The organism is Bifidobacterium sp. W8110 (assembly GCF_016101375.1).
Taxonomy (GTDB): Bacteria; Actinomycetota; Actinomycetes; order Actinomycetales; family Bifidobacteriaceae; genus Bombiscardovia; species Bombiscardovia asteroides.
This window is the reverse complement of sequence record NZ_JACFQO010000001.1, coordinates 641,258-668,180: the sequence shown is the minus strand read 5'-3', so window position 1 is coordinate 668,180 and position 26,923 is coordinate 641,258. Positions and strand designations below refer to the sequence as shown.

The window sequence follows — 26,923 nt, the reverse complement described above, 5'->3', positions numbered from 1 at the left end:
CTTCCCGGCGCGGATCAGCGCCCGCTCAGATAGGTGTTCAGATCCTCCGCGATAAGTCCGTTGGTGGCCACCACGTCGTTGCTGCCCTCCCAGCGCACGTGTCCTCCGTCCCAGCGCCAGAGGGTACCCTTGGCCTCCCGGACCACGACAGCCGCCGCGGAGACAGCGGGGATGTCCCAGGAGTGCAGGGCCGGTTCGAAGTAGGCGTCGTAACTACCGTCCGCCACCCTACACAGGTCCAGTGAGACCGGACCAACGCGCTTGATGTCGGCAGGCTTGCCAGCCATGCGTGAGACGATCTGCAGTACCTTTTCGGACTCGTTGGGGAAGTATGACATGCCGAAGCTAACCACTGATCCATTCAGGGTGGTCATAGTGGAGGGGATGATCTTCTCCCGCTTGTCACCCACGATGGTCCGTCGGATTCTGATGGCACCCTGGCCTTTGGCGGCCAGATAGGTCAGGCCCAGGACCGGCGCGTGCACGATGCCCAGGACCGGTGATGCGTGGCCCTTCTCGTCCACGGCAAAGAGGGAGATGGTCAGCGTCCATTCGGCCATGTTGCGTACATAATTGACCGGTCCGTCGATGTGGCCCAGGCACCAGTAGCGGCCGCCCGGACGACGATTGCCGGCCTCCTCCTCCCAGAAGCCGTCCATAGGGTCCAGGGCGGCGATCTTGGTCCTGCAGTATCGGATCAGACGCGTGTCGATGCCCGGCGAGAACTGGGTGCCCTGGCCGATGGCAGAGGTGGAGCGGGGATCGTGGGGGTTGATCTGGTCCTGAAGGGCATGACGACCGGCCTCCACAGCAATGGTGGCGGCCTGCATGGCCAAATCGCGCAATTCCATACTTCTCTTCTCTTTCAAACGGATGGTCAGGCATTGCCGACCGTGGTCAACCGGTGGTCGTCCGGTCGAATATCGAACTACTTTCTGCGCTATGAGCAGTATATGTCGCGGTCATCCCGGCAGGAAGACCGTGTGTGACCCAATGGATCTGACAGGTCCACAACCCTGGTTCCAGGCTCTCCCTCCGGTCCCTGTTCCTCAAGAACGACACGACTCCAAGAGACGGCTCTGACCGCATCAGGACAGTGGTGAAGCAACTGGGAACGGCACCAGGCCCGAGTCTGCTCCGGACCCTGGTCCATGGCCCTGACGACCAGGTCGGAATCGGCCAGTTGCAGGACGAATCCCCTGAGTCGCCAGGGCAGGTCACGGCCGGGATCCAGCCGCGCCCAGGCCAGATCCAGGGCCGCCAGACGGGCATCCGACCAGTCCGGCATGGCCCGGCGACGACGCAGACGCTCCAAGAGCTGCCACTTGAGCAGCCATTCCAACCTGCCTGCCTGGTCGTGCATGACCAAACGGGCCTCGTCATCACCCGAACGCACCATAACCAGATCCTCGAGCACCTGGTTCCATAGGTCCAGAACCCGGTCATCGGCACAATCCGGCCGGTCAGAATCGCGTCTTACCTGCCTGGCCGCATCCAGCAACGCACCTTGGATGGTCAGCGCATCGGCGAATCCTCCGTTCGCCAAGGCCAGTGGCTTGGTCAGGGTGAGATCTCGTGAAACCGTGTGCAGGGCCGACACCGGATCATCCAGCGTCCAGCGATCCAGCAGCTCATCGACCTGGCTGGTCGAATCGCCCTCGGACTCCAAGAGACCCAGAAGCAGATCGGTTGTTCCCAGCTTGAGAACCAGGGGCGTATCCAACCGGTTGGCATCACCCACGATCACGTGAAGACGGCGACTGCCTGGACCTGCATGTGACTCATCCCTGGTATTGATGATCGGCCGACCGAAGGTGGTCTGCAGTCCAATGCGGCTGGTCAGGTAGTCGGCGCGCTGGCTGAGCTGAAAGCCGGCCCCCTCGCTCCTGGGACCCAGGCCCACTCTGCCCGAACCGGTGTAAATCTGCCTGGTGACGAAATGAATGGTCATCAGAGCCGCCACCCTGGCGAAGGGCACCGCCCTATCAATCAGATAATTCTCATGGGATCCCCATGCGGCACCCTTGCCGTCCACGTTGTTCTTGTAAAGAGCCAGGCCCCCGGCCCTTTCCGCGGCCCGGGCCATCATCCGGTCCCCCGCGCGGTCCTGGACCAGCGCGTCGAAGGCATTCACTGTTTCCGCCGAGGCATACTCGGGATGAGCATGATCCACGTAAATCCGAGCGCCATTGGGAGCTGCCACATCAATCAGGCGGGCACCGGGCGCATCAGTGAGCATGCTCGGAGCGGCAGCGGAACGCGGCAGCCGACCTCCCCTGGCATCATTGACCGGATCCTCACTCCCGTAGTCCCAGCGGATGTGAGCCAGGTCCGGCTCGGCTGCAGCTCTTACCAGACGCAGGGCCAGTGCACGTGGATCAGCGTCAGGATCCCGGGGGTCGGCAATGGCGTACTCAGTCTCGGTGCCCATAACCCGCCCGGCATTCATGACCGCTCCTCTGGCTCGCCGACCGGGCGAACCTCCTGGACCTGCCCTGGGCGCAGTCCGGCCAGATTGGCCCAGCGGTCCGGGTCCTGGCCGCGAAGTTCCTCCAGAGTGTCCTCATACTGCCCGTGGACCGCCCTCAAGCAGAACCGACGGTCAAGACCAACCTGTCGGCCTTGTTGGATGGAGGCCTTGACCGCCATGGTCTTGACCCGATCAACCAGGTTGTGTAGCAAGGCGCCGGAGACCACAGACTCCAGGTAGAGGGGCTGCCAGCGGCCCGTGGCATCCATGATTCTGCCCAGCAGGTGGTCATCATCCCGGGCGAAGAGTCCATCGACCAGTACCCTGATCAGCCCTTCAGGCCCGGCACCATCGTCCATGGGCATATCGGAGCCCAGGTACTTGCCCAGAATCGCGGCTGACCTGGTCCTGTCGGGCCGGTCGATGCGAATTTTGACGTCCAATCTCCCCGGGCGCAGAACCGCCGGGTCAATCATGTCGATGCGATTGGAAGCGCCGATGACCATGACCTGGTCCAGGGACTCGACACCGTCCAGCTCTGTCAGAAACTGGGGGACGATGGTCGTCTCCACATCCGATGAGATGCCTGACCCCCGAGTGCGGAGCAAGGCGTCCATCTCGTCGATGAAGACCACCACTGGCCCACCCTGGCCTGCCAGGCTGCGGGCCCGGGCGAAGAGACGGCGGATCAGGCGTTCGGACTCACCCACGAACTTGTTGAGCACCTCGGGGCCCTTGACCGATAGGAAGACCCCGTGGCCGTCGCTCTCCTGGGCCAGGGCGCGGGCCAGTGCCTTGGCGATCATGGTCTTGCCATTGCCAGGCGGCCCGTAGAGCAGAACACCCTTGGGGGCCCGAAGCCCGTAACGACGCATCAGATCAGCGTGCTGGAAGGGCAGCTGGACAGCATCACGGATACGCTCGATCTGCCTGTCCAAGCCGCCAATATCAGAGAAGTCCACGTCAGGAGTCTCCTCCAGCAGCATGTCGGATTGGTCCGACTCAGGCAGAACAGCCAGGGCCACTGAGCAGCTTTCGTCCATGAGCAAGGCGCTGCCCGCCTCGATGGGCAGGTCCTGCAGAGACCCTGCCCGTGCAGCGACGCGGGTCTGTCCGGAGGAATCTTCCACCAGCAAGGCACCGGATTCCAAGGTCTCCCGCAGCGTGCGGACCTGCCCTGTCACCGGCTGATCGCCCACACGCACCACAACCATATCGGCGTTGAGCAGAACCTCCTGGCCGGCCCTGATCCGTTCGGCGCGGATATTGGATGCCAGGGGCACCACCATCCGCCTGGAACCGTTCAGGATCAGCAGGCGGGCCTGCTGCACCCCCTGGCTGTCATAGGCGACAGAATCCACTCCCAAGGCCAGGGCGACCGACAAGGGCGGCTGGCCCAGCTGGGCCAACTGGCTCTTGGCCTTGGCCAGTTCCTTGGCAGCCCTGGTCAGCGCCGCAGCCAGGGCCCGGTTGCGCCGATCCCCGGCCTGGTCCTGATCATTTGCATCCTCGGCCTGGTCAACATCATCGGACTGCATGGCTTCTCTCCTTCGTCCGTCCCTGGAATCCCCGCTCGGCCTGGACAGCCAGCCGAGCGGAAGGGCTCAGCTGCAGCATGCCCCTTCCTCCAAGCGAGCGCCACGGGCCCAGTCCATGGCCTTCATGGCACGCTTGCCGGCAGCCTTGACCATCTGCAGTTCCAGTGGCAGGGTCTTGGTGCCCGCCCAGAGGTGGCGACGGTCCATGGCCAGCCGACCCGGTTCCAAATGCGGGGGAAGACCGTGCTCATCCCCTCGGGCTGGTGCAGCCTTGAGTACGGTCAGTCCCGTCTGCCCGTCCTGCGGATCATCGCCCTGCCGGTACATGCACCAGGCTCCCGGTTCCGGGCTGCAGGCCCGGATCTGCCGATCCAGGGCAAAGACGGGCACATCGAAACGCATGCGGGCATCCTGGTGGGTGATTTTGGCAGCCACCTGGTAGGCGCCCTGCGGCTGCTCCTTGGGTTGAATCCGACCTTCCGCAAGGGCCTCCAGGCTGGCAGCCAGCAGGTGGGATCCGTCCTCAGCCAGCCGACCCAGCAGCTCGCCCGAGGTCTCGTGCGGTCCGATCTCCACTGTGGACTGGGACAGGATAGGCCCTTCATCCATACCGGCCGTGAGCCGAAAGACCGTGGCTCCAGTGATGGTATCCCCGGCCCAGATGGCACGCTGGACCGGCGCTGCACCCCGCCACTGCGGCAGCAGGGAAAAGTGCAGGTTGTACCAGCCACCCTCAAAGGCATCCAGGACCGGCTGGCGCAGAATCCGCCCGTAGGCCACCACAGCCGCATAACTGGCACCCGTATCCTGCAGCCGCGCCGGAAAATCCGGATCGGAAGGATTGTCCTCAAGAACGGGAATCCCCAGCTTCAGGGCCTCAGCCTTGACCGGGCTGGGATGCAGATGCCTTCCACGACCCTGGGGAGCGTCGGGCCTGGTGAGCACGGCAGCAACCCGGAAATGCTCCTGGTCGGCCGCCAGCAATCTCAGAGATGGCAGAGCGACCTGAGGTGTGCCTGCAAACAGCAATGTCATGACCATATCGGCAATCTCCTTTTCATCTGGCGGCTTTCGACCTCTGCATTTTCACTGCACCTGAGGAATATTCACCCCTGCCTCGATCAGGGCGGTGCGCAATCCGTAGGGGTCACTGAATCGCAGGCTGCGGATGCCGGCCTTGTTGGCACCCACTACATTCATACCCTTGTCATCCACAAAGAGGGTTCTGTCAGCTTGGATTCCGAACTGATCCAGGGCGTACCGGTAGATGGCCGGGTCAGGCTTGCGCATGTGGATGGGCCCGGAGACCACCACCCCATCCAGCCTATGCAGGAAGGAGTCGCCGTCCCAGGCGTAATGGAAGAGCTCGGCACCCCAGTTGGTCAACCCCCAGACGCCTATACCAGCCGCCTTCAGATCCTCCACCAGCATGCGGGCACCGGGAACAGGGCCGGTCAGTGAATCGACAAAGTGGTCACAGTAGTAGGCGAACATGGCATCCCAGGGAGCCCCGCAGTTGGCGCCCACCCAATCACGGGCCTGGGCACAGGTGGCTCCGCCGTCCATCATGTTGTTGGCCCGGTAGAAGCCGGAACGGCTATCGTCCAGCATGGACTCGATGCTCCTGCGCCCGTATCGGGCCACCATGGCCATCTCGGGCTGCCAACGAATCAGGACATTGCCGAAGTCAAAGATGACCTGTTCAATGGGCCGACCCTGGGCTTGAGCCGCTTCCTGCTCAGACTGGATCACATCTGCCTCAACCCGGATCTCGCCCGGCCATCCCTTCATGACTCTCCGCCTTTCCTGAATCCGTTCATATGCGCCTCTCCTGCGCCCCCTCATGAAACCACGCCGCATAGACCCCGTGCATATCCGCCTGGAGCGCCAATCAGGTCAGATCCTTGGGATCCATCCGGAAGCGCAGCTCTCCACGCCCGCGACCGGCCACGTACCTGGCCTGAGCCTGCTTGAGATCGTCAGCCAGCTTGTCCCGGCGGCTGGTGGGCACCCGAACCAGGGCTCTGACCCTATCCTGGGTTCCCTCCAGATAACCCACTTTCAGTGTGGACGGCGCTGGTATGGGCACAGGCCCAAGTAGGGCAGGAACCGGCTCAGGGCCAACATCTGTCACAGCCTCCCGACCCGGCACGATTCCGACGGCGTCCAGCATCCATATGACGGCCTCCCTTTCGCCCCAGATTGCAGCCATGCCGACCGCAGGGGGCATGGCAGTCAGCCGACGGTCCTCCAGGTCGGCAGCCGCCAACACCGGCCCCTGCCAGGTCATCAGCGCCTGGGCCAGCTGTGGATCACACTCTCCCAAAAGAAGCACCTGCCCCCCCTGGGCCCGGGAGCGACAGAAGGAGGCCACGCGCATCCAGGCTCCCAGGGTGTCCATACGGGCATCGACGCCAGGGGCATACAGGCTGGTCCAGGCATCAAGAATGGCCACGGCCCGGTATCCTCGCGACAGCCGGGGCAAATCCGAATCGCCAGTGTCCTTATTGTTGCCATCGACGCTCGAGCCAACCACCCTGGGCTCGGCGCCCGGTGTGGCGATGACCAGACTGGAACGATCCTGTACACGCTCGACCACCCCACGGGGCTGGCTGGCCGAAGATATGACAATGGGTACATTTCTGAAAATCATGCGCAGCTCCTGGGCCGTCCCAGCGGCGCCCACCCTGACCACTCGGAGCCGTGAACCCCCGCAATCCGGGCAGGACCAGTCCGTAGCCGCAGCCCCGCACCAAGCGCATCGGGGCGCGCCAGGCCGCCGTGCCCGCAGGGGCCCGGTGCAACGCGGGCAACGAGCCTGATGATGGCAGCGAGCACAACTCAGGCTTTCGAAGATGCCGTCCTGAGGGATGGACAGTAGAACCGGACCGCGCTCCAAGGCTTTGTTTATAACGGCGACGGCGGTGTGAGGAACCCGGGCGCCTATGGTCGGATCGGCCAGATGGCTCAGTTCCTCTCGGTTGAGCCAGCGAATCCAAGGCAGCAGGGTCGTCACTGCAGACCGGTCAAGCGGCAAGGCGGTGCCTGGACCGGTCACTCCGGAGTCCGCTTCAATGGCCTCGGGCAGACTCTCCCAGTGGGAACGCACGCTTCTGGCACGGCCCATGGCCAGGAAGACACCGCCGTGGGCACGCGCCCGCAGCCTCAGCACTCCCCGGGCATTGGCGTAGGGCATCATCCCGTCGGCGTACTGGTAGCTGGCATCGTCCATCAGAGCGAAGAGGGCGGGACCTTCCACCGGGGCGTACATGGCAGCCCGCAACCCGATGGCGCAGCGGACCTGGCCGGAGGCCAGCGCGAGGTAGGCCCTGTAGCGTTCGGCAGGAGCCATGCCGCTGTCCAGAATGGCGAAATCACCGGACCAGCCGTGGGCCTCCTGGTGTCCAGGGCCTGCGGTGACGGGAGGGCCGAAGGGATGCAACCCCAGCTGTTGGAGGACTGCGGACAGATGAGCCACCTGACGGGTGCCCGGCAATACCATAACCGCCGATCGACCGGCCAGCAGGGCCTCTATCAGTACCCTGGCAGCAAGTAGAGCGGCCTGGTCCATACCGGGCAGAATGTCAGTCAGATAGGCGGCGAAGGTATCCTCTTCCAGCGACTGATCCAGTTTCTCCAACCCTTGATAGCCCGGATCAAGCTCCAGTTTCAATTCCTTCTGCCGCTGGGCCAGTCCTGCCACCCAGGCAGGGTCGGACGCCAACCGAGGCTGACCGGGAACCAGCTGCTGCTCCTTGTCGATGCGGGCCACACGAGGGGGCAGAGCCAGCCGCAGAATGTTGGCCTCAGTACCTCCATAGGCCCTGGCGATGGCAGTGATGTCCGCGCGCAGAGAAGGTGAAATCAGGCTACGATCCAACACCACCCGCTCCAGGAAGCGCAGGGAGGCGCGGGAAACCTGGCTGTCTGCCACACGTGCCCAGATGATGCCGTTGACCCTGCGCGCCCCGAACCGTACGCGAACCAGGCATCCCGGCTGTGCATGACCGTCCTGGTCGGCATCCACCAGATAATCAAAGGTCCCACCCAGATGAGTGGCCTGCACGTCCAGCACCACCCGTGCCACAGGGAGTTCATCGGCCGGTCGGCGCGGAGGTTTCTTTCGACTGCTGCTCGAACGACGGCGCGGAGCAAGACCGTCCAGGGCGGGCTGACTGACGTCCTGCAAATCCATGACTCCTCCCCTCGCTTTGACAATTAAGAGGGCCACGGCGGATTCCCCAGTCGATGACCTGGGAACCCGCCGTGGCCCTTGATGAACAGCTACTACCTGGTCATGCCGATGGCGGCCTTGAGCTCGCCCACCTTGTCCACCTGCTCCCAGGTGAAGTCGGGATCCTCCCGGCCGAAATGTCCATAGGCTGCAGTCTTGGCATAAATGGGCCTCAACAGATCCAGCTCATCGATGATGGCAGCTGGTCGCAGGTCGAAGACCTCGCGCACGGCCTCCTGGATCTGCTCGCGGCTGACCCCCTGCTCGGTGCCATAGGTCTCAACGTTGACGCTGACCGGATCGGCCACACCAATGGCATAGGCCACCTGGACCTCGACCTTGTGGGCCAGTCCAGCGGCCACGATGTTCTTGGCCACCCAACGCGCGGCGTAGGCAGCGGATCGGTCGACCTTGCTGGGATCCTTGCCGGAGAAGGCACCGCCTCCATGATGGGCCGCACCGCCATAGGTGTCTACAATGATCTTGCGCCCGGTCAGTCCTGCGTCAGCCGCAGGGCCGCCCAGAATAAAGGAACCGGTCGGATTGACCAACACCCGGTAGCCCTGGTGCTCGACGGCCTTGCCGCAAATGCGATCCAGCACGGGCGTGATGACATGCTCCGTCAACTGCTCCTGCAGCCAGTCATGCCCAACCTCGGGATCGTGCTGGGTGGAGATGAGGACCGTGTCCACCCGGCGGGGGCGGTCATCCTTGTCGTATTCGATGGTGACCTGGGTCTTGCCGTCAGGCCGCAGGTGAGGGATGATCCCCTCCTTGCGCACCTGCGCCAGTCGGAAGGCCAGCTGATGCGCCAGATGGATGGGCAGGGGCATGAGCGTGTCTGTCTCATCGCAGGCGTAACCGAACATGACTCCCTGGTCGCCGGCCCCCTGGGACTGGTAACGCTCCTCACGGGTGGCAGCGTTCTCCTGGCTGGCCGACAGCCGTTCCACACCCTGGTTGATTTCCTTGCTCTGCTCGCTCAGGGCCACGGTCACGCCGCAGGAATCAGCATCCAATCCAATATCGGATGAGGTGTAGCCGATCCTGCGCAGCACCGACCGGACCTGGGACTGAATGTCCGTATAGCCCTGGGATGAGACTTCTCCGAAGACGAAGAAGAGGCCAGTCGCCGCCGATGTCTCCACAGCCACATGCGAGTGCGGATCCTGGGCGATCAAATCGTCCAGGATGGCATCGGAAACCTGGTCGCAGACCTTGTCAGGATGGCCCTCGGTCACCGACTCGGCCGAAATCAGCCGTCGTTCTGTCATTTCATCCACCTTTACATTAAAACCGTCACCGCCCGAGGACCCTGCACTGAGAGTCGAAAGGTTCAGTTGCCTTCGCTCAGATCGTCCTCGCCCAGGGTCTCCTCAAGCAGGCCTTCGTTGATCTCGCGGAAGGCGATGGACAGAGGCTTCTCCTGATTCTGGTACTCGACCAGGGGGCCGACGTTCTGCAGCAGACCCTCATTGAGCTGTGTGAAATAGGAATTGATCTGACGGGCCCGCTTGGCCGCGAAAATGGACAGCGCATACTTCGAATCGGCGTGCTTCATGAGATCGTCGATGGGAGGATTCGCAAATCCCTGCGGATGGGGCTCGGTACCGAATGCCATAAGATGTTTCTCCAATTCAACTGGATGAACCATTCATTCAATCTGTATGATTTTACCGCCCGGGCTCGATTTTAGCCTCAGATGCTTTGCTGCCGGGAAAAGCATTGCAAACACGCCGAAAATTCCAACATGTGGTCATGTTCGGGCCGCCGCTGTCCCTGTTCACTTGAATGAAACTATGCAGATGCGATCAGCCAAATTGATGAAGGAACGAGAGTTCGCGGGCGCCCGTGCTCTCTACCGTGCCGCTGGCGTCAAGGGTGAGGACTTCGGCAAGCCCATCGTGGCCATCGCCAACTCCTTCTCCGAGTTCGTGCCCGGCCACGTCCACCTGAACAAGGTAGGGCGCATGGTCTCCAAGGCCGTCAAGGAGGCGGGCGGCATCCCCCGCGAGTTCAACACCATCGCCGTGGACGACGGCATCGCCATGGGCCATACCGGCATGCTTTATTCTCTGCCCAGCCGTGACCTGATCGCGGATGCCGTGGAGTACTCGGTCAACGCCCACTGCGCCGATGCCCTGATATGCATTTCCAACTGCGACAAGATCACGCCGGGCATGCTGATGGCCGCTCTGCGTCTGAACATTCCCACGGTCTTCGTCTCCGGCGGCCCCATGGAGGCAGGACGCACGGTCATGCCCGACGGAACAGTCAAAGAGAGCACCGATCTGATCGACGTCATGTACGCCTCGGCTGACGACAGCATCGACGATGCCGGCCTGCTGGCCTTGGAGAAGACCGTCTGCCCCACCTGCGGCTCCTGCGCCGGCATGTTCACCGCCAACTCAATGAACTGCCTGACCGAGGCCATGGGTCTGGCCCTGCCCGGCAACGGCACCACTCTGGCTTCGCACACGGCCCGAAAGATGCTCTTCGAGCGGGCTGGCAAGCTGGTCGTCGAAATCGCCAACCGGTACTACCAGGATGACGACGACTCGGTCCTGCCGCGTTCCATCGCCACCAAGAAAGCCTTCGAAAACGCCATGACCATGGACGTGGCCATGGGAGGATCCACCAACACCGTCCTGCACATCCTGGCCGCCGCTCAGTCGGCGGATGTGGACTTCACCCTGGATGACATCGAGCGCATCTCCCACACGGTCCCCTGCATCTGCAAGGCCTCCCCCTCCGGAGACTGGGAGATATCCGACGTCCACCGGGCTGGCGGCATCTGCGGCATCCTGGGTGAGCTGGATCGAGGCGGGGTACTGCATAAGGACACGCATTCCATTGATTACCCGGACCTGGAGTCCAAGCTCAACGACTGGGACATCATGCGACCCACCTGTCTGGACCAGGCCAAGGAGCTCTACCACGCAGCGCCCGGACACATCACCTCCCCCGAGCCCTTCAACCAGTCCAAGGAATGGAAGGATCTGGACACAGACCGCGTCAATGGTGCCATTCACGACCTGGATCACCCGGCCGTCTCCGAAGGCGGTCTTGCTATACTGCGCGGCAATCTGGCCCCCGACGGCTGTGTGGTCAAGACCGCAGGCGTGCCCAAGGAGATCTGGAACTTCCGCGGACCGGCCTTGGTTGTCGAATCACAGGAGCAGGCCGTGGAGGTCATACTCAACGGCACCCTGCACAAGGGCCAGGCCCTGGTCATCCGTTATGAGGGACCCAAGGGCGGTCCAGGCATGCAGGAGATGCTCTACCCCACCTCATTCGTCAAGGGCAAGGGAATCGGCAAGGATGTGGCCCTGCTGACCGACGGCCGCTACTCCGGCGGCTCATCAGGCCTGGCCATCGGCCATATCGCTCCCGAAGCTGCCAGCAAGGGCCCCATCGCCTTGATCCGCAACGGCGACATGATTCGCATCGACATCCCCAACCGACGTGTGGACGTCGAGCTGAGCGATGAGGAACTCGCCCAACGCCGCGCAGAACTGGAGGCCGGCGAAGGCTATGTGGCCCACAGGGACCGCAAGGTCTCCCTGGCTCTGAAGGCCTACGCAGCCTTCGCCCGTTCTGCAGACAAGGGCGCCACACGCGACCCGGATCTGATCAACCGGTTGTCCGGCCTGGACTGATAAACCCAAATCCTCCAATCGGGCTCTTACTCGATTGGGGGATTTTTTGACTCTTCTGAAGTAAAGGCCAGGTGCTCAGAGACCGTATTCCTTGGCGATTGCTTCCCAAAGCGTCCGGGCTGCTTTATCCACGCTATCGTTGACTATGACCTGGTCGAACTGATCCTCGGAGGCCAGCTCCACCTTGGCGGTCTCCAGCCTGCGGGCACGCTGCTCCTCATTTTCAGTTCCCCGCATGTTCAGCCTGGTGACCAGATCCTGGAATGAGGGCGGCGCCAGGAAGATATAGAAAACTTCCAGGCCCAGCTCCCCCGCCCGTTGGCGGACACGATGCGCCCCTTGCAGGTCGATCTCCAGAATTGTGGGCACACCTGCTGCCAGATGATCCAGGACCGGCTGCAAGGGAGTGCCGTAGTAGGACATGCCATGGACCAGGGCGGTCTCCAGAAAATCTCCGGCAGCCTCCCTGCGGGCAAACTCCTGCTCATCCATGAACCAGTAGGTGACGCCGTCCTTTTCGCCTGGACGAGGTGCCCGGGTGGTAGCCGAGACGGAGACCCAGACCTCCGGGTGAGCATGGCGCAGGGCTGCTTCCACAGTACCTTTGCCGACGGCTGTGGGCCCCGTCAGCACGATCAACCGGCTGCCTGTCTTCCCCTGCCTCCCGGTCTGTTCCCCCGAAGAGTCCTGAGAAGAGTCCTGACTCGACATGTCGGCACCGCTGATCGCTGACACGGCCACTTCCTTTCCTAAAGGTCACCCTCCGGCGTAACTGGACCGGAACATGGGTCAATCATATAGCCAGCACCTACCTGGCCTTCTCCAGCTCCAGCAGCCGTGCCGCGTGTTCCTGGATGCTCATGACCTCATAGTCGTCTTTCTTGACCACGTCAATGGCCATCAGAGCGGCTGAAAACTCGGTAATGGTTGTGAACTGCGGCAGATCAGCTGCTATGGCAGCCACCCGAATCAGATAGCCATCGGAGCGCGAACCCCTGGAGCTGGGCGTGTTGAGGATCATGTCGATGGCCCCGTCCTCAATAAGCTGGACAGGATTTCGGCCCATATGTCTTACCCCGTCGGCATCAGTGAAGGCCTGCCCCTGCTCCTCCCCATCGCTGATCTTGTCGACAACAGCCACGTCGAAGCCGTACCGACGCAGGACGGAAGCCGTGCCACTGGTGGCGCAGATGCTGAAGCCCTGATCAAGTAGACGGGCGGCCAGCATGGGCAGCTGGCGCTTGTCCGCGTCATTGACCGACAGGAAGGCGACCCCACCGGCGGGCAATCCGCCCTGGTATGCGGCCAGCTGGCTCTTGGCGAAAGCATGCGGGAAGTCCCGATCGAAACCCATGACCTCTCCGGTGGAACGCATCTCCGGACCAAGCAGGATATCCACGGTCCGGCCAACCGGAGTGCGGAAGCGCTTGAAGGGCAGGACCGACTCCTTGACAGCCACAGGCTGGCCGACACGGACCATGCCGCCGTCGCCAACAGGCAAGAGCAGACCATTGGCTCGTTGCTGCTCGATAGTCTCCCCCACCATGATTCGCGCCGCAGCCTTGGCCAGTGCCGTGCCTGTGGCTTTGGAAGCGAAAGGAACGGTCCGGGAGGCGCGGGGATTGGCCTCGATCACATAAAGGGTGTTGGCCATGAAGGCATACTGAACATTGATCAGTCCCTGGACCCCACAACCCTGGGCTATTGCCAATGTAGCCTGCCGCAACCGGTTGATCTGGTCGTCAGAGAGAGTCGATGGTGGCAGGGTGCATGCAGCATCCCCGGAGTGGACCCCAGCCTCCTCCACATGCTCCATGATCCCGCCGATGTAGAGTTCTTGCCCATCATAGAGGGCATCCACATCGATCTCGATGGCATCCTGAAGGAACTTGTCAATCAGCAGGGGCGAGGGCAGGCGGCCAGAGACCACCGTATCGGCCTTGGCCTCCTCCAGGGCGCGATCCACGTAGGTGGCCAGTTGCTGATCGTCATAGACAATCTCCATGCCTCGTCCGCCCAGCACATAGGAGGGCCTGACCAGAACCGGGTAACCGATGGCATGGGCCGCATCTCTGGCTTCATCCAGGGAAAGGGCGGTGCCGTACCGAGGAGCGTTCAGATGCTCCTTGCTGAGCACCTGACCGAAGAGCTCGCGGTTCTCAGCCAGGTCGATGGACTCGGGGCTGGTCCCCAGGATGGGTACCCCGGCGGCCTTGAGCCTGGCCGCCAGGGAGAGGGGCGTCTGTCCGCCCAGCTGGACGATGACCCCTTTGACAGGTCCCATGGCCTTCTCGGCCCGGTAGATCTCCAGAACGTCCTCGAAGGTCAACGGCTCGAAATAGAGCCTGTCCGACATGTCATAGTCGGTGGAGACCGTCTCTGGATTGCAATTGACCATGATGGTGTCATAGTCCTTACCCAGCTCCTGGACGGCGTGCACGCAGGTGTAGTCGAACTCGACCCCCTGGCCGATCCGGTTGGGACCCGAGCCCAGGATGATGACCGCCTCGCGCTGCCGGGGTCGCAGCTCGGACTCGTCGGCATAGCAGGAGTAGTAGTAGGGCGTGACGGCATCGAACTCGGCTGCGCAGGTGTCTACGGTCTTGTAGACAGGATGAAGGCCAAAGGCCCAGCGCAGCTCCCTGACGACTGCCTCGCCCTGGTCGCCCATACCGCGCAGGTGGGCGATCTGCAGATCGCTCAGTCCCGATTGCTTGGCCCGACGCAGCAGGTCTTCGTCCAGGACCTCGGACTGGCGCACCTGAAGGGCCAGGTCATTGATCATGCTGATCTGCTCCAGGAACCAGGGGTCGATCCTGGTGGCCTGGTGAACCTGTTCCACAGTGGCTCCGCCCCAGAAGGCCCGCTGGATCTGCAGGTAGCGATGCTCGGTAGGGGTGTGCATGGCCTCCAGCAACCGATCCGTTTCGGCCTGGTCGGGCCGGGGGCCATCCCAGGAGAAGGTCATGTGCCGCTTGTCGATGGAGCGCATGGCCTTGCCCAGGGATTCACGGAAGTTTCCGGCCAGCGCCATGGCCTCGCCCACAGACTTCATCGAGGTGGTCAGGGTCGTATCCGCCCCGGGGAATTTCTCGAAGGTGAAGCGCGGGATCTTGGTGACCACATAGTCGATGGTCGGTTCGAAGGAGGCGGGCGTTGATCGGGTGATGTCGTTCTCGATCTCATCCAGGGTGTATCCCAGGGCCAGCTTGACCGCAATCTTGGCGATGGGGAAGCCGGTGGCCTTGGAAGCCAGGGCCGAGGAGCGCGAAACCCGGGGATTCATTTCGATGACGATGATCCGGCCATTCTTCGGATTCACGGCGAACTGGATATTGCAGCCGCCTGTGTCCACCCCAACGCCGCGGATGATGGCGATGCCGATGTCGCGCATGCGCTGATACTCCCGGTCAGTCAAGGTGAAGACCGGGGCCACGGTGATGGAATCGCCGGTGTGCACGCCGACCGGGTCCACATTCTCGATGGGGCAGACCACAACCACATTGTCCAGGCGGTCGCGCATGAGCTCCAGCTCATACTCCTTCCACCCCTCGATGCCCTCCTCCAGAAGGATCTCATCGGTGGGCGAATAGTGGATGCCCGCACCGGCGATCCGCCTCAGCTCCTCGCGATCATGCGCGATACCGGAGCCCAGGCCGCCCATGGTGAAGGATGGGCGAACGACCAGGGGGTAGCCCAGTTCGCCGGCTACCGCCTCGGCCTCATCCAGGCTGTGGGCGATGCGGGACCTGGCTGATTCGGCACCGGCCTGGTCCACCACCTGCTTGAAGAGCTCACGGTCCTCTCCCCTGTCGATGGCCTCCAGCGAAGCGCCGATCAGCTCAACCCCGTAGCGCTCCAGCACGCCAGCCTTGCCCAGCTCCACGGCCGCATTCAGCGCGGTCTGGCCACCCAGGGTAGGAAGGAGGGCATCGGGCCGCTCTTTGGCGATGATCCGTTCCAGGAAGGGCAGGGCGATGGGCTCGATGTAGGTGGCATCGGCCATCTCGGGGTCCGTCATGATGGTGGCGGGATTGGAATTGACCAGGATGACGCGAATCCCCTCTTCGCGCAGCACCCGGCAGGCCTGCGTCCCCGAATAGTCAAACTCGGCAGCTTGCCCGATGACGATGGGTCCCGAACCGATGACCATGACCGAATGGATGTCCTGCCGCTTAGGCATGTGCCTTCCCTTCCTTGGCGTCCTGCATCAAAGTGACGAACCTGTCAAACAGATAGGAGGCATCATGCGGACCAGCCGCCGCCTCCGGATGGTATTGGACGGAGAAGGCCGGAATATCCAGGCACTCCAGACCCTCGACCACTCCGTCGTTGAGATCGACATGAGAGACCCGGACTCGACCATACCGGCCTTCACCATAGGGCGAAGGCACCGGGTCCCCCTTGGGCGCCTTGACTGCGAATCCGTGATTATGGGCGGTGATCTCAACCTTGCCGGTGCTCAAATCCATGACCGGCTGATTGATGCCGCGATGACCGAATTTCAGCTTATAGGTCTCGAAGCCCAGGGCACGGCCCAGAAGCTGGTTGCCCAGGCAGATGCCGAAGAATGGCAGTCCGGCATCCAGAACCTGTCTGAGGAGCGACACCTCCCCGTTTGCGGTCGATGGATCGCCTGGACCGTTGGAGAAGAAAACCCCATCAGGCCCCAGGGCCTGTATCTGCTCGATAGTGGTGTCCACGGGAAGTACGTGGACCCTGCACCCGCGCTCAGCCAGCCTGTGAGGGGTCATTGACTTGATTCCCAAATCCACCGCCGCCACCGTGCAGACGGGCTCGCTCCCCTGACGATCTCCGGTTGGTTCGACGATATAGGGCCTGTCCGTGCTGACCTCGCCGGTCAGGTGGGATCCACTCATCTGGGGGGCCGAACGGACCTGGTCAAGGAGTTCCTGCATGGTTCCAGGCCTGCCGCCGTCGTTGAACATTGTCTCCGGGCCTGAAAAAATACCGGCCCGCATGACACCTGCAGAACGCAAGTGCCGCACGAGCCGGCGGGTGTCTATATGACTGATACCGACGATGCCCTGATCGACCAGCTGGTCGTGGAGACTGCCACGGGCCCGCCAGTTGCTGAAGTCGGGGCTGGGTTCCCGGACCACATACCCTGCCACCCAAATCCTGTCCGACTCCCCGTCCTGGTCGTTGACACCGGTATTACCGATGTGGGGGAAGGTCTGCACAACGATCTGCCGTGCATAGCTGGGATCCGTCAGGGTTTCTTGATACCCCGTCATTCCGGTCGAGAAAACAATTTCACCTATGGTAGTGCCCACCGCTCCGAAGGCTCTCCCCGGATACACTTCCCCATCCTCAAGGATGAGCAAGGCCCGATTGGAGAAACGGCTATCGGAGGTGATGGTGTTGGTGTCTTTCAGGTTCACCGAACCCCCTTGATTACCGCGGATATTCGCACCCATATTAATGACCCCCATGGATTATGCCGGTCGAATCATCCAAAAGACCGTTGGGTAAATTTCGCAGGATAGACTGCAGGTCAACCAGTCCGGATATGGCAAAAGGCCGACCTGATGCCCTAACAGCCAGCGGACATCGGTCGGCCTTTATTCGGATCATTGCTCAGTCGCCTGAAGGACGATCCACGCAGGGGGTCAGTTCATCCGGTAAGGTCAGTTTCAGCTGGTCCAAGCTTGGGGCCGACTGGTCGACCGCATGGTCAAGAACCTGGTCGGAATCGGAGTCCTCTCCTGCAGATCCACTCGCTACCGAGTTCAATTCGCTGTCAACATGGGCGGGCTTTGAGGAGGCGGGTTCGGAGGCTGCAACCCCTGCTTTTGCACCGTTGGATTCATCATCAGAAGTGTCCGCATCGGCCTCGGCATCAGCCAAGGCAGCGATCCGATCGGCTTGTTCGCGACGAGCCTGATGCTCATCCTTCTCCTGCTCCAAGGCGCTCAGAACGCCATGGATGAAGGAGGGAGCATCGGCATCCGACAGGGTTTTGGCCAAGGACAGAGCCTCATCGATGGCCACCTTGTCGGGGACGTCAGGGTTGTAGAGCATCTCCCAGGCGGCGATACGCAGAATGTTGCGGTCGATGGCGTGCATGCGGCTCAGCGGCCACCGGGTGGAATGGGTCTGTAGGGACCCATCGATATCTCGACTGTGCTCTGCGACGCCCTCAACGATGGTCACGGCATAGGCGGGCAGAGGTGTCTGCGCCCCCGGCCGAGCCTTGCGCTCCTCCAGCAGGGAGAGGAAATCCTGGCTCTTCTCATCGGCCTCATACAGGGTGTTCAAGGCCCGCTTGCGGGCTGTGGAACGTGCCATGAATGTGTGGTTTCCGCCTTGCTCAGTTCTCGCGGCCCAGGTAGGAGCCGTCGCGGGTATCCACCTTGACCTTCTCGCCCTCGCCTACGAAGAGGGGCACCTGGATCTCGGCCCCGGTCTCCACAGTTGCGGGCTTGGTGCCGGCGTTGGAGCGGTTGCCCTGGACGCCTGGCTCGGTTGCAGTCACGGTCAGCACCACGGACGCAGGCAACTCCACAGACAGTGGGTTGCCATCATGGAAGCTGATAATGCAGTCGGTGCCCTCAAGCAGGAAGCGCTCCTGATCGCCGACCAGGGCCGCGGGGATGTTGACCTGCTCGTAGGTGTTCATGTCCATGAAGACGAAGGAATCGCCGTCCCGGTAGGAGTACTGCATGGTCCGATTGTCCACGGTCTCGAAGTCCATCTTCATGCCCGCATTGAAGGTGCGGTCCACAATCTTGCCCGAAAGGACGTCCTTGATGGTCGTACGAACAAAGGCAGGCCCCTTGCCCGGCTTGACGTGCTGGAACTTGATGACAGTCCAAAGCTTGCCATCCAGATTGATGACCGATCCGTTCTTGATGTCGTTGGAAGTCTGTGCCACCTTGATACCACCTCATTCTGATGAACGTTCCTTCGGAGGGCTCTAAGCCATCTGCCGAAAGCACCGGGCCACACAGGATCCGGCCCGCTCGCGATAAATCCTCGCCTATTATGCCACGGCGCATGAACACCGTGGATGGTCCGGCGGCGAAGCCCGCCGGATATGGGCGGGGCCCGGAATCACAGATAGGATTCCGGGCCCCGTCATTGGATCGTGTCGACAAGCGACAGGCAATCCTACTCGATGATCTTGGTGACTCGACCTGAGCCGACCGTGTGGCCGCCTTCACGAACAGCGAAGGTCAGGCCCTCCTCCATGGCGACGGGCTGAATCAGCTCGACGGAGAAGGTGGCGTGATCGCCGGGCTGAACCATCTCCACGCCCTCGGGCAGGGTGATGACGCCGGTGACGTCGGTGGTCCGGAAGTAGAACTGCGGACGGTAGTTGGAGAAGAACGGCGAGTGGCGTCCGCCCTCGTCCTTGGTCAGCACGTAGACCTCACCCTCGAACTTGTGGTGAGGGGTCACGGTGCCGGGAGCAGCCACGACCTGGCCGCGCTCGACATCCTCACGGCCGATGCCGCGCAGCAGCAGACCGGTGTTGTCGCCAGCCTCGGCCTCGTCCATCTGCTTGTGGAAGGTCTCGATGGAGGTGACGGTGGTGGACTGGGTGTCCCGCAGACCGACGATCTCCACGTTGGTGTTCACGGGCAGCTTGCCGCGCTCGACACGGCCGGTCACCACGGTGCCACGGCCGGAGATGGTGAAGACATCCTCGATGGGCATCAGGAAGGGCTTGTCCAGGTCGTGGACAGGGGTGGGGATGTAGTCGTCGACGGCATCCATGAGGTCCTTGATGGTCTGGACCCACTTGTCGTGGTCGGGGGCATCGTCATGCAGGGCGCCGTAGGCGGAGGTGCGGATGACGGGGCAGTCACGGTCGAAGCCGTTCTCATCCAGTAGATCGCGGACTTCCTCCTCGACCAGCTCGATCAGCTCTTCGTCGTCGACCATGTCGCACTTGTTCAGAGCGACCAGGATCTTCGGCACGCCGACCTGGCGGGCCAGCAGCACGTGCTCGCGAGTCTGGGCCATGGGGCCGTCAGTGGCGGCGACCACCAGGATGGCGCCATCCATCTGAGCGGCGCCGGTGATCATGTTCTTGACGAAGTCGGCGTGTCCGGGGCAGTCCACGTGGGCGTAATGGCGCTTTGCAGTCTGGTACTCGATGTGCGCGATGTTGATGGTGATGCCGCGCTCCTTCTCCTCGGGAGCGGCATCGATCTGAGCGAAATCGTACTCGGGGTTGACGTCCGGGTACTCCTCATGCAGCACCTTGGAGATGGCCGCGGTCAGGGTGGTCTTGCCGTGATCGACGTGGCCGATGGTGCCAATGTTAACGTGCGGCTTGGTCCGCTCGTACTTTTCCTTTGCCATTGTGTTTTGTCCTCCTGGACGTCTCGTAGGTTGCCTGCGCGAACCACGCACAGAGCACTCGCTACATATTACTGGGTTATCAGGTTCTTTGCCACTTTTGCCCTCCGCCCAGTCAGCGCTACAAGAGTGTAACGCCGACTTGTGACAGAAGAGCCTTTTTGCGGCGGCCCGCCGTGGCGGCGGACCGGACCGGCATTACTCGCCCCGCTGGGCCTTGATGATCTCGTCGCTGACGGCCTTGGGGACCTCAGCATAGGAGTCCATCTGCATGGTGAACATGGCGCGTCCCTGGGTCTTGGACCTGAGGTCGCCGATGTAGCCGAACATCTCCGACAGGGGCACCTTGGCGTCGATGACCTTGACGCCGGTGGCGTCGGTCATGGACTGGATGGAGCCACGACGGGAGTTGATGTCACCCATGACGTCGCCCATGTACTCCTCGGGGGTACGGACCTCGACAGCCATGATGGGCTCGAGGATGACGGGTTTTGCCTTGGGAGCAGCCTCCTTGAAGCACATGGAGCCGGCAATCTTGAAGGCCATCTCCGAAGAGTCGACCTCGTGGATCTGGCCATCGGTCAGGGTCGCCTTGACGCCCACAACCGGGAAGCCTGCCAGCACACCGGACTCCATGGCCTCCTGTACGCCCGCATCGACCGATGGGATGAACTCCTTGGTGATATGGCCGCCGGTGACCTTGTTCTCGAAGACGTAGGTCTCGCCCTCGGTGGTATCCAGGGGCTCGAAGTTCATGAGCACCTTGGCGAACTGGCCGGAGCCGCCGGTCTGCTTCTTGTGGGTGTATTCCTGGTTCATGACGGCCTTGCGGATGGTCTCGCGGTAAGCCACCTGGGGCTTGCCCACGTTGCACTCCACATGGAACTCACGGCGCATGCGGTCCACCAGGATGTCCAGCTGGAGCTCGCCCATGCCGGAGATCAGGGTCTGGCCGGACTCCTCGTCCGTCTTGACCTGGAAGGTGGGATCCTCCTCGGAGAGTTTCTGCAGGGCGATGCCCATCTTCTCCTGGTCGGCCTTGGTCTTGGGCTCCACGGCCACCTCGATCACGGGATCGGGGAAGGTCATGGATTCCAGCACCACCGGTTCCTTTTCGTCGCACAGGGTGTCACCGGTGGTGACGCTCTTGAGCCCGACAAAGGCGTAGATGTTGCCGGCGATGGCCTCGTCGACCGGATTCTCCTTGTTGGAATGCATCTGGAAGAGCTTGCCGACGCGCTCCTTCTTGCCCTTGGTCGAGTCCAGGACGGTATCGCCCTGGGCCACCTTGCCGGAGTAGACGCGCACATAGATCAGCTTGCCATAGAAGGGGTGGGTGGCAACCTTGAAGGCCAGGGCCGAGAAGGGTTCGTCCACGGTGGGCTTACGGTCAATCTCGACGGACTCGTCGCCGATCTTGTAGCCCTTGATGGCCGGCACGTCCTCGGGGCTGGGCAAGTAGTCCACGACCGCATCCAGCATGGGCTGCACGCCCTTGTCCTTGAATGCGGATCCGCAGAAGACCGGGAAGGCCGTCTGCTCGATGGTCATCTTGCGCACAGCCTTGCGGATCTCCTGCTGGGAGATCTCCTCGCCGCCCAGGTACTTCTCCAGCAGATCCTCGTCCGACTCGGCCACGGCCTCAAGCAGCTCGGTGTGGTACTGCTCGGCCTTGTCCTTGAGGTCGTCAGGGATGTCGATGGTGTCGTACTTGGCGCCCAGGTCGGCCTCGTCCTTCCAGTAGTAGGCGACCATGCGCACAAGGTCGACCACGCCATGGAAGTCGCTTTCAGCGCCGATGGGCAGCTGCATGACCAGCGGCTTGACGCCCAGCTTGTCCTTGATGGTGTCCACCGAGTAGTAGAAGTCGGCGCCCAGCTTGTCCATCTTGTTGATGAAGCAGATGCGGGGCACGCCATACTTGTCGGCCTGACGCCAGACGGTCTCGGACTGGGGCTCCACGCCCTCCTTGCCGTCGAACACCGCCACAGCGCCATCGAGCACACGCAGGGAGCGCTCCACCTCGGCGGTGAAATCCACGTGGCCGGGGGTGTCGATGATGTTGATCTGGTAGCGGTCCTCAGGATCGTGGGACTGGCGGTTCCAGAAGGCCGTGATGGCGGCGGAGGTGATCGTGATGCCACGTTCCTTCTCCTGGTCCATCCAGTCCATGGTGGAGGCGCCGTCGTGGGTCTCGCCGATCTTGTAGTTGACGCCGGTGTAGTAGAGAATACGCTCGGTCGTCGTTGTCTTGCCGGCATCGATGTGGGCCATGATGCCGATGTTGCGGACCTTGGTCAGGTCCGTGAGCACGTCTTGTGCCATAATTCCTTGTTCTCGCTCTCTTGGGATTACCAGCGATAGTGGGCGAACGCCTTGTTGGCCTCGGCCATCTTGTGGGTGTCCTCGCGGCGCTTGACCGCGGCACCCAGGCCGTTGGAGGCATCAAGGATCTCGTTGGCCAGCCGCTCCGACATGGTCTTCTCACGACGGGCGCGGCTGTAATCGGTCAGCCACCGCAACGAGAGCGTATTGGCGCGGTTCGGCTTGACCTCGACGGGAACCTGGTAGGTGGCGCCGCCGACACGACGGCTGCGGACCTCCAGGCTGGGACGAATGTTGTCCAGGGCTCGCTTGAGCACGGCCACAGGCTCCTGGTCGGTCTTCTCCTTGACCTGCTCCAGGGCGGTGTAGACGATGTTCTCGGCGATGGACTTCTTGCCGTCCAGCAGGATCTTGTTGATCAGCTGGGCCACCACGGTGGAACCGTAGATGGGATCGGGCAGGAGCTGGTGCTTTTTAGCTGGTCCTTTGCGTGACATGTGTTACTTGGCCTTCTTTGCTCCGTACAGGGAACGGCCCTGCTTGCGATCCTTGACTCCCTGGGTATCCAGCGCACCGCGCACGATGTGGTAGCGCACGCCGGGCAGATCCTTGACACGTCCGCCGCGCACCAGCACGATGGAGTGCTCCTGCAGGTTGTGGCCCTCGCCGGGAATGTAGGCGGATACCTCGATGCCGGAGCTCAGACGGACACGGGCGACCTTCCGCAGAGCCGAATTCGGCTTCTTGGGGGTGGTGGTGTAGACACGGGTGCACACGCCGCGACGCAGCGGGCTGCCCTTGAGTGCCAAAGTCTTCGACTTGCGAGGCTTGGCCTTGCGCCCTTTGCGGACGAGCTGTTCAATTGTTGGCAACTGACTCTCTCCGATTCCTTCGATGAACTTGTCTTCGTTTGCACTGCGAGACCGCCGCACCGCAGCCGCAGTCGCTCCCAGGAGGAGAGATCAGCCACTGTCCACCGGCCCGATGGCCCCTGATCCTCCTGCCGGGCATTGCTGCCTGCATTCTTCGGATTCGGGGATATCCCGACAAGCTCACCTGTAACATAAGGCATGCTGTCGGCACACACGATGAAAAGTATATCACCGGAGCAGACACGGCCACGTCTAGCACTCGGAAGTATGCTCTGAGCTTTGCTCACTGTGATGCCGCACTGGAACCGTCGATAGGAAGCCCCTTGCAAGAGACCTTTGGCGGGCTTTTGCATGCACCGCTCACAGATTCCAATAAAGGAACGGACGCCCGCCTATAACAGCTTCCTAATGTATAGGTGTCGGAAAGGACATAGCATATCTGTATCAGCAAATAGAGATGCCGGAAACATCAATGCCTGCGTTCGGTCACGTAAGCGTCAGCGTGCGGGGATGCCCTGGGATTTGTGGGTGGCCGGCAGTCTACTTGGTCTCCTTCTCAAGAGCATGGCGAATGTAGTCGCGCAGGATCAGGGCATGGTTGACGGCCGGATCCTTGGCCGCATAGACCAGTGTCGTCCGATCGTGTTCGCGCACAATGCTCAGCAGATCCCCCAGGGCGGGATTGTCATCCAGCTCGGTACGGTAGCGGCGGGCGAAATCCTCGAAACGGTCCGGATCATGGTGCCACCAGCGCCGCAGGTCCGGACTGGGAGCGACGTCTTTGAGCCAGCCGGACAGGGCTGCCCGCTCCTTGCTGACACCGCGCGGCCAGAGCCTGTCGACCAGGATGCGGATCCCGTCCTCGTCAGCGGCCTGCTCGTATACGCGCTTGATATCCACCTGACCCATCATCTGCCTCCTGAAACCAGGGACCCGAGTGATTCATGTCTCCTTGAACCATGATATTGACGGAATCGGCATTACGGAAGAGGCAGCGACTGCCATACCGTGGCGTAGGCTGATGAGTATGCTTACAGACGCAGACAAGGGCAAGGCGGCCGGATCAAACGGCAGCAGACCAAGCCCTCAAGCCCGCAATTCGGCAAAACCGACCGGACCAGGATCCAAGGGACGGCAGTGGCGGCGCCTATGGATACCCGACCAGATAGGCGGCTGGGCCATGGCCTTGATGCCGGGCTTGGCTGGGCTGCTGGTCGGAGGCCCGACCTGGAGGAGCCTGCTGCTCATGGTCGCCTGGGCTTTCTGCTACTGCTTTGAGTTCACTGGCTCGAGATGGATGGTCTCGCATCGGGCTGCCAGATTCGCGCCGCCAGCTCTGGGATATGCTCTGCTCACGGCCGTGGCCGGTCTGATCCTATTGATCGGCACCCCCGGGCTCCTGCGATGGGCCCCGCTCTACCTGGTGCTGGGCGTGCTGAACTTCGCTGCCGCCTGGATGCGCGCGGAACGCTCCTGGTGGAACGATGCCGTGGTCGTGATTGCGGCCTGCACGCTCTGTCTGATCGCCGTCTCCCTGGGGTCGCGATTCCAGCAGTCGGGACCAGGACTGGAAGGCGCAAACACCGGTTACTTCGGGTGCCAACCGAATCCTGCTGTGGACTGCTTCGCCAGCGGATTTTTCCCTAGCGCCGCCCTGCCATCGATCGGAGTGGTCAGTGCAGCTGTCTTCGCTGTGACCCAGTTCGGTTCGGTCATCTTCGTCAAGACTATGATCCGCGAGCGCGGCAAGACTTGGTGCTACCTGCTTTCGCTGGCTTGGAACCTGGCCCTCTGCCTGATCGGGATCGCCATGGTGCGCAACGCAGGGTGGTGGCCTTTGTTGACCGCCCTGGTTCTGCTGGTGCGTGCGGCCCTGCTGCCCGCAATCTCCCGTCGGCGCCGCATCCCCATTCTGTATGTGGGACTGGTCGAATGCGCCACCAGCCTGCTGGTCTTCATCCTGGTGATCGCTCAGGCTGACGTGATGACTGCGGCTCTGACAAGCCTGCTCGGCGCATGACTGCAGGTTTGGCCACACATGTCACCCACGTCACCCATGGGTTCGGGCCTGTTTGGGATGAACAGTCCCGTGTACTGATCCTTGGATCCATACCCAGCCCGAGTTCGCGCGAGGCTGGCTTCTACTACATGTTTCCGCGCAACCGCTTCTGGCCCGTGCTGGCCGCACTCTTCGACCAGCCTGTTCCGGAGCCTGATCCGTCTGTCCGCGTACGGTTCGCTCTCAATCACCGCATAGCACTATGGGATGTCATCCAAGAATGCGACATCCACGGCGCCTCCGATGCTTCTATCACCAATGTCGTTCCTACCGACATCGCCGGCTTGCTGGACCGTGCGCCTATCGACACCATATTCACTACAGGACGCAAAGCCGGTCAGCTCTACCATCGCTACTGCCTGCCGAACCTGCAGGAGAAGAGGTACCGACCGATGATCAACCTGCCATCCACCAGCCCCGCCAATGCTGCTATGAGTCTTACCGATCTGATCAAGGCCTACCAACCCATAAGAAAAGCGCTCGAAGACATAGAGCCTAACAGACAAGACAATCACAACGACCATGGCAAATAGGCAAATACCAACGGTCAAAGCCCAAGATGTTGCGAATCTTCCCAAGGGTGAATTCGCCTTCCCTGGTCCAGAACGTGATTGCCTGGTGGAAGTAATCCTGGATGGGCGCAAAACTGCTACGACCAGCCTGATGGCAAAGTTCATCCATGATCACGAGCAGCTCCTCGCCTCCGGCCGACGAACGGTTCTGTTGAACTCAGATGACCAGCATCTTGCCGTCCTTCGATATGCCTCAGTCGGCGTGAACCGACTCGGCCTGGTCATATTGCAGCATGTTCTGAATGAAGGAGAAGACTACAAAAGCTTTCCTGAGTGGCGCTTGGCGCATGAGTCTTTCTGGACCTCGGAGAATATGCGACAGGCACTGGATGATCGTGACTTCAACGTCGATGATCAGACCCCGGTGGTGCTGGAGACTTTTCATGTAGAGGCCATGGTCGTGAACTGAAGGCCTAAAGACAAAACGTGGCTTTTATCGCATGAGTCACACATCACCGGCGTGCCATGTCATGCCATCGTGTATAGTTTCATCTGTTGCATTGATCCGCATCGCGGGTTGGTTCATCATGGTGGCTATAGCTCAGTCGGTAGAGCACCTGATTGTGGTTCAGGAGGTCGCGCGTTCGAGCCGCGTTAGCCACCCCCGCTAGATGTTTGTATTATTTTCAGCTTTAGATATGCCTTGTTCCAATAGGAATTCGAGCTGCTTTTTACCCAGACCAATCAAATGTCTTTAATTGCTATAACGATCTCCGGCCTCATTCTAATTCTCCACAATTTTGCTTCCATGAGCTGCTTTTGATCTCGCCGAAACTGGAATGCTAAATTGCTGCTTTTTCCACGTTGCTAGCTTTGGATTTGCTAAATATATAGCGGTATCCATGATGTTCCTTAATCAGATT

The 26,923-nt window shown here is 61.7% G+C and carries 21 protein-coding genes, 1 tRNA gene and 1 pseudogene; 5 read left to right on the top strand and 18 right to left on the bottom strand.

The window, feature by feature from the left end:
- Positions 1–14 precede the first annotated feature (14 nt).
- From H3T88_RS02805 to rpoZ, 8 genes are all read right to left on the bottom strand, one after another.
- Positions 15–851 (bottom strand): inositol monophosphatase family protein, encoded by an 837-nt coding sequence (locus H3T88_RS02805; RefSeq protein WP_198203455.1) that lies wholly within the window; start codon positions 849–851, stop codon positions 15–17.
- An 89-nt stretch (positions 852–940) separates the two neighbouring features.
- The gene (dop, locus tag H3T88_RS02800) at positions 941–2,449 is read right to left on the bottom strand and encodes a depupylase/deamidase Dop (protein ID WP_198203454.1); all 1,509 of its coding nucleotides are present in this window, start codon (positions 2,447–2,449) and stop codon (positions 941–943) included.
- Positions 2,446–4,008 (bottom strand): proteasome ATPase, encoded by a 1,563-nt coding sequence (gene arc, locus H3T88_RS02795; protein ID WP_198203453.1) that lies wholly within the window; start codon positions 4,006–4,008, stop codon positions 2,446–2,448. Before arc ends, dop begins: the two co-directional genes overlap by 4 nt.
- Before the next feature lie 66 nt (positions 4,009–4,074).
- Positions 4,075–5,049, bottom strand: a complete 975-nt coding sequence (gene fmt / locus H3T88_RS02790; protein WP_198203452.1) for a methionyl-tRNA formyltransferase — start codon at positions 5,047–5,049, stop codon at positions 4,075–4,077.
- A gap of 45 nt (positions 5,050–5,094) precedes the next feature.
- Positions 5,095–5,799 carry an HAD family hydrolase gene (locus H3T88_RS02785; RefSeq protein WP_198203451.1) on the bottom strand — a complete coding sequence of 235 codons (705 nt, stop codon included), beginning with the start codon at positions 5,797–5,799 and terminating at the stop codon, positions 5,095–5,097.
- A 100-nt stretch (positions 5,800–5,899) separates the two neighbouring features.
- Entirely contained in the window at positions 5,900–8,203 is a 2,304-nt protein-coding gene (locus H3T88_RS02780) for a primosomal protein N' (RefSeq protein ID WP_198203450.1), read from the bottom strand.
- A 92-nt stretch (positions 8,204–8,295) separates the two neighbouring features.
- Positions 8,296–9,516 carry a methionine adenosyltransferase gene (metK, locus tag H3T88_RS02775; protein ID WP_198203449.1) on the bottom strand — a complete coding sequence of 407 codons (1,221 nt, stop codon included), beginning with the start codon at positions 9,514–9,516 and terminating at the stop codon, positions 8,296–8,298.
- 62 nt (positions 9,517–9,578) lie between these two features.
- Entirely contained in the window at positions 9,579–9,863 is a 285-nt protein-coding gene (rpoZ, locus tag H3T88_RS02770; RefSeq protein ID WP_015022131.1) for a DNA-directed RNA polymerase subunit omega, read from the bottom strand.
- A 178-nt stretch (positions 9,864–10,041) separates the two neighbouring features.
- Between rpoZ and ilvD the strand changes: the two genes are divergently transcribed.
- Complete coding sequence (gene ilvD, locus H3T88_RS02765) at positions 10,042–11,901, top strand: dihydroxy-acid dehydratase (protein ID WP_015022132.1); 1,860 nt, start codon at positions 10,042–10,044, stop codon at positions 11,899–11,901.
- A gap of 75 nt (positions 11,902–11,976) precedes the next feature.
- Here ilvD and gmk read toward each other — a convergent pair whose 3' ends face one another.
- The 10 genes and pseudogenes from gmk to H3T88_RS02715 form a co-directional block, all read right to left on the bottom strand.
- The gene (gmk, locus tag H3T88_RS02760) at positions 11,977–12,612 is read right to left on the bottom strand and encodes a guanylate kinase (RefSeq protein WP_232347108.1); all 636 of its coding nucleotides are present in this window, start codon (positions 12,610–12,612) and stop codon (positions 11,977–11,979) included.
- 97 nt (positions 12,613–12,709) lie between these two features.
- Positions 12,710–16,084, bottom strand: a complete 3,375-nt coding sequence (gene carB / locus H3T88_RS02755) for a carbamoyl-phosphate synthase large subunit (protein WP_198203448.1) — start codon at positions 16,082–16,084, stop codon at positions 12,710–12,712.
- Positions 16,077–17,306, bottom strand: coding sequence for a glutamine-hydrolyzing carbamoyl-phosphate synthase small subunit (gene carA / locus H3T88_RS02750; protein WP_198203447.1), 1,230 nt, complete (start codon positions 17,304–17,306; stop codon positions 16,077–16,079). The genes carB and carA overlap by 8 nt, the downstream gene beginning before the upstream one ends.
- Before the next feature lie 430 nt (positions 17,307–17,736).
- Positions 17,737–18,213: pseudogene (gene nusB / locus H3T88_RS08820) on the bottom strand (transcription antitermination factor NusB); the annotation flags it as partial.
- A 22-nt stretch (positions 18,214–18,235) separates the two neighbouring features.
- Positions 18,236–18,799 carry an elongation factor P gene (gene efp / locus H3T88_RS02740; protein ID WP_198203445.1) on the bottom strand — a complete coding sequence of 188 codons (564 nt, stop codon included), beginning with the start codon at positions 18,797–18,799 and terminating at the stop codon, positions 18,236–18,238.
- 236 nt (positions 18,800–19,035) lie between these two features.
- On the bottom strand, positions 19,036–20,235 hold the full coding sequence (gene tuf, locus H3T88_RS02735) for an elongation factor Tu (protein ID WP_015022138.1): 1,200 nt from the start codon (positions 20,233–20,235) through the stop codon (positions 19,036–19,038).
- Between the two features lie 195 nt (positions 20,236–20,430).
- Positions 20,431–22,557: an elongation factor G gene (gene fusA, locus H3T88_RS02730; RefSeq protein ID WP_015022139.1), complete on the bottom strand. Its 2,127-nt coding sequence runs from the start codon at positions 22,555–22,557 to the stop codon at positions 20,431–20,433.
- 26 nt (positions 22,558–22,583) lie between these two features.
- Positions 22,584–23,054: a 30S ribosomal protein S7 gene (gene rpsG / locus H3T88_RS02725; protein ID WP_015022140.1), complete on the bottom strand. Its 471-nt coding sequence runs from the start codon at positions 23,052–23,054 to the stop codon at positions 22,584–22,586.
- Positions 23,055–23,057: 3 nt separating this feature from the next.
- Positions 23,058–23,429, bottom strand: a complete 372-nt coding sequence (gene rpsL, locus H3T88_RS02720; RefSeq protein ID WP_015022141.1) for a 30S ribosomal protein S12 — start codon at positions 23,427–23,429, stop codon at positions 23,058–23,060.
- Positions 23,430–23,969: 540 nt separating this feature from the next.
- Positions 23,970–24,338, bottom strand: coding sequence for a DUF488 domain-containing protein (locus H3T88_RS02715; protein WP_198203444.1), 369 nt, complete (start codon positions 24,336–24,338; stop codon positions 23,970–23,972).
- 112 nt (positions 24,339–24,450) lie between these two features.
- Between H3T88_RS02715 and H3T88_RS02710 the strand changes: the two genes are divergently transcribed.
- From H3T88_RS02710 to H3T88_RS02695, 4 genes are all read left to right on the top strand, one after another.
- Positions 24,451–25,449, top strand: coding sequence for a YwiC-like family protein (locus H3T88_RS02710; RefSeq protein ID WP_198203443.1), 999 nt, complete (start codon positions 24,451–24,453; stop codon positions 25,447–25,449).
- Positions 25,446–26,021: a DNA-deoxyinosine glycosylase gene (locus H3T88_RS02705; RefSeq protein ID WP_198203442.1), complete on the top strand. Its 576-nt coding sequence runs from the start codon at positions 25,446–25,448 to the stop codon at positions 26,019–26,021. The genes H3T88_RS02710 and H3T88_RS02705 overlap by 4 nt, the downstream gene beginning before the upstream one ends.
- A complete protein-coding gene (locus H3T88_RS02700; protein WP_198203441.1) occupies positions 26,011–26,469 on the top strand; it encodes an ASCH domain-containing protein in 459 nt (152 codons plus the stop codon). The genes H3T88_RS02705 and H3T88_RS02700 overlap by 11 nt, the downstream gene beginning before the upstream one ends.
- A gap of 121 nt (positions 26,470–26,590) precedes the next feature.
- Positions 26,591–26,663, top strand: a tRNA-His gene (locus H3T88_RS02695).
- Positions 26,664–26,923: the final 260 nt, after the last annotated feature.

Excerpts from the sequence above, each read along its gene's own strand:
- H3T88_RS02705 (WP_198203442.1), top strand. The coding sequence starts at position 25,446 with ATGACTGCAGGTTTGGCCACACATGTCACCCACGTCACCCATGGGTTC.
- fmt (WP_198203452.1), bottom strand. The coding sequence starts at position 5,049 with ATGGTCATGACATTGCTGTTTGCAGGCACACCTCAGGTCGCTCTGCCA.
- carB (WP_198203448.1), bottom strand. The coding sequence starts at position 16,084 with ATGCCTAAGCGGCAGGACATCCATTCGGTCATGGTCATCGGTTCGGGA.
- tuf (WP_015022138.1), bottom strand. The coding sequence starts at position 20,235 with ATGGCAAAGGAAAAGTACGAGCGGACCAAGCCGCACGTTAACATTGGC.
- fusA (WP_015022139.1), bottom strand. The coding sequence starts at position 22,557 with ATGGCACAAGACGTGCTCACGGACCTGACCAAGGTCCGCAACATCGGC.
- rpoZ (WP_015022131.1), bottom strand. The coding sequence starts at position 9,863 with ATGGCATTCGGTACCGAGCCCCATCCGCAGGGATTTGCGAATCCTCCC.
- gmk (WP_232347108.1), bottom strand. The coding sequence starts at position 12,612 with ATGTCGAGTCAGGACTCTTCTCAGGACTCTTCGGGGGAACAGACCGGG.
- rpsG (WP_015022140.1), bottom strand. The coding sequence starts at position 23,054 with ATGTCACGCAAAGGACCAGCTAAAAAGCACCAGCTCCTGCCCGATCCC.
- H3T88_RS02780 (WP_198203450.1), bottom strand. The coding sequence starts at position 8,203 with ATGGATTTGCAGGACGTCAGTCAGCCCGCCCTGGACGGTCTTGCTCCG.
- H3T88_RS02785 (WP_198203451.1), bottom strand. The coding sequence starts at position 5,799 with ATGAAGGGATGGCCGGGCGAGATCCGGGTTGAGGCAGATGTGATCCAG.
- H3T88_RS02700 (WP_198203441.1), top strand. The coding sequence starts at position 26,011 with ATGGCAAATAGGCAAATACCAACGGTCAAAGCCCAAGATGTTGCGAAT.
- ilvD (WP_015022132.1), top strand. The coding sequence starts at position 10,042 with ATGCAGATGCGATCAGCCAAATTGATGAAGGAACGAGAGTTCGCGGGC.
- H3T88_RS02710 (WP_198203443.1), top strand. The coding sequence starts at position 24,451 with ATGAGTATGCTTACAGACGCAGACAAGGGCAAGGCGGCCGGATCAAAC.
- H3T88_RS02805 (WP_198203455.1), bottom strand. The coding sequence starts at position 851 with ATGGAATTGCGCGATTTGGCCATGCAGGCCGCCACCATTGCTGTGGAG.
- metK (WP_198203449.1), bottom strand. The coding sequence starts at position 9,516 with ATGACAGAACGACGGCTGATTTCGGCCGAGTCGGTGACCGAGGGCCAT.
- H3T88_RS02715 (WP_198203444.1), bottom strand. The coding sequence starts at position 24,338 with ATGGGTCAGGTGGATATCAAGCGCGTATACGAGCAGGCCGCTGACGAG.
- dop (WP_198203454.1), bottom strand. The coding sequence starts at position 2,449 with ATGAATGCCGGGCGGGTTATGGGCACCGAGACTGAGTACGCCATTGCC.
- arc (WP_198203453.1), bottom strand. The coding sequence starts at position 4,008 with ATGCAGTCCGATGATGTTGACCAGGCCGAGGATGCAAATGATCAGGAC.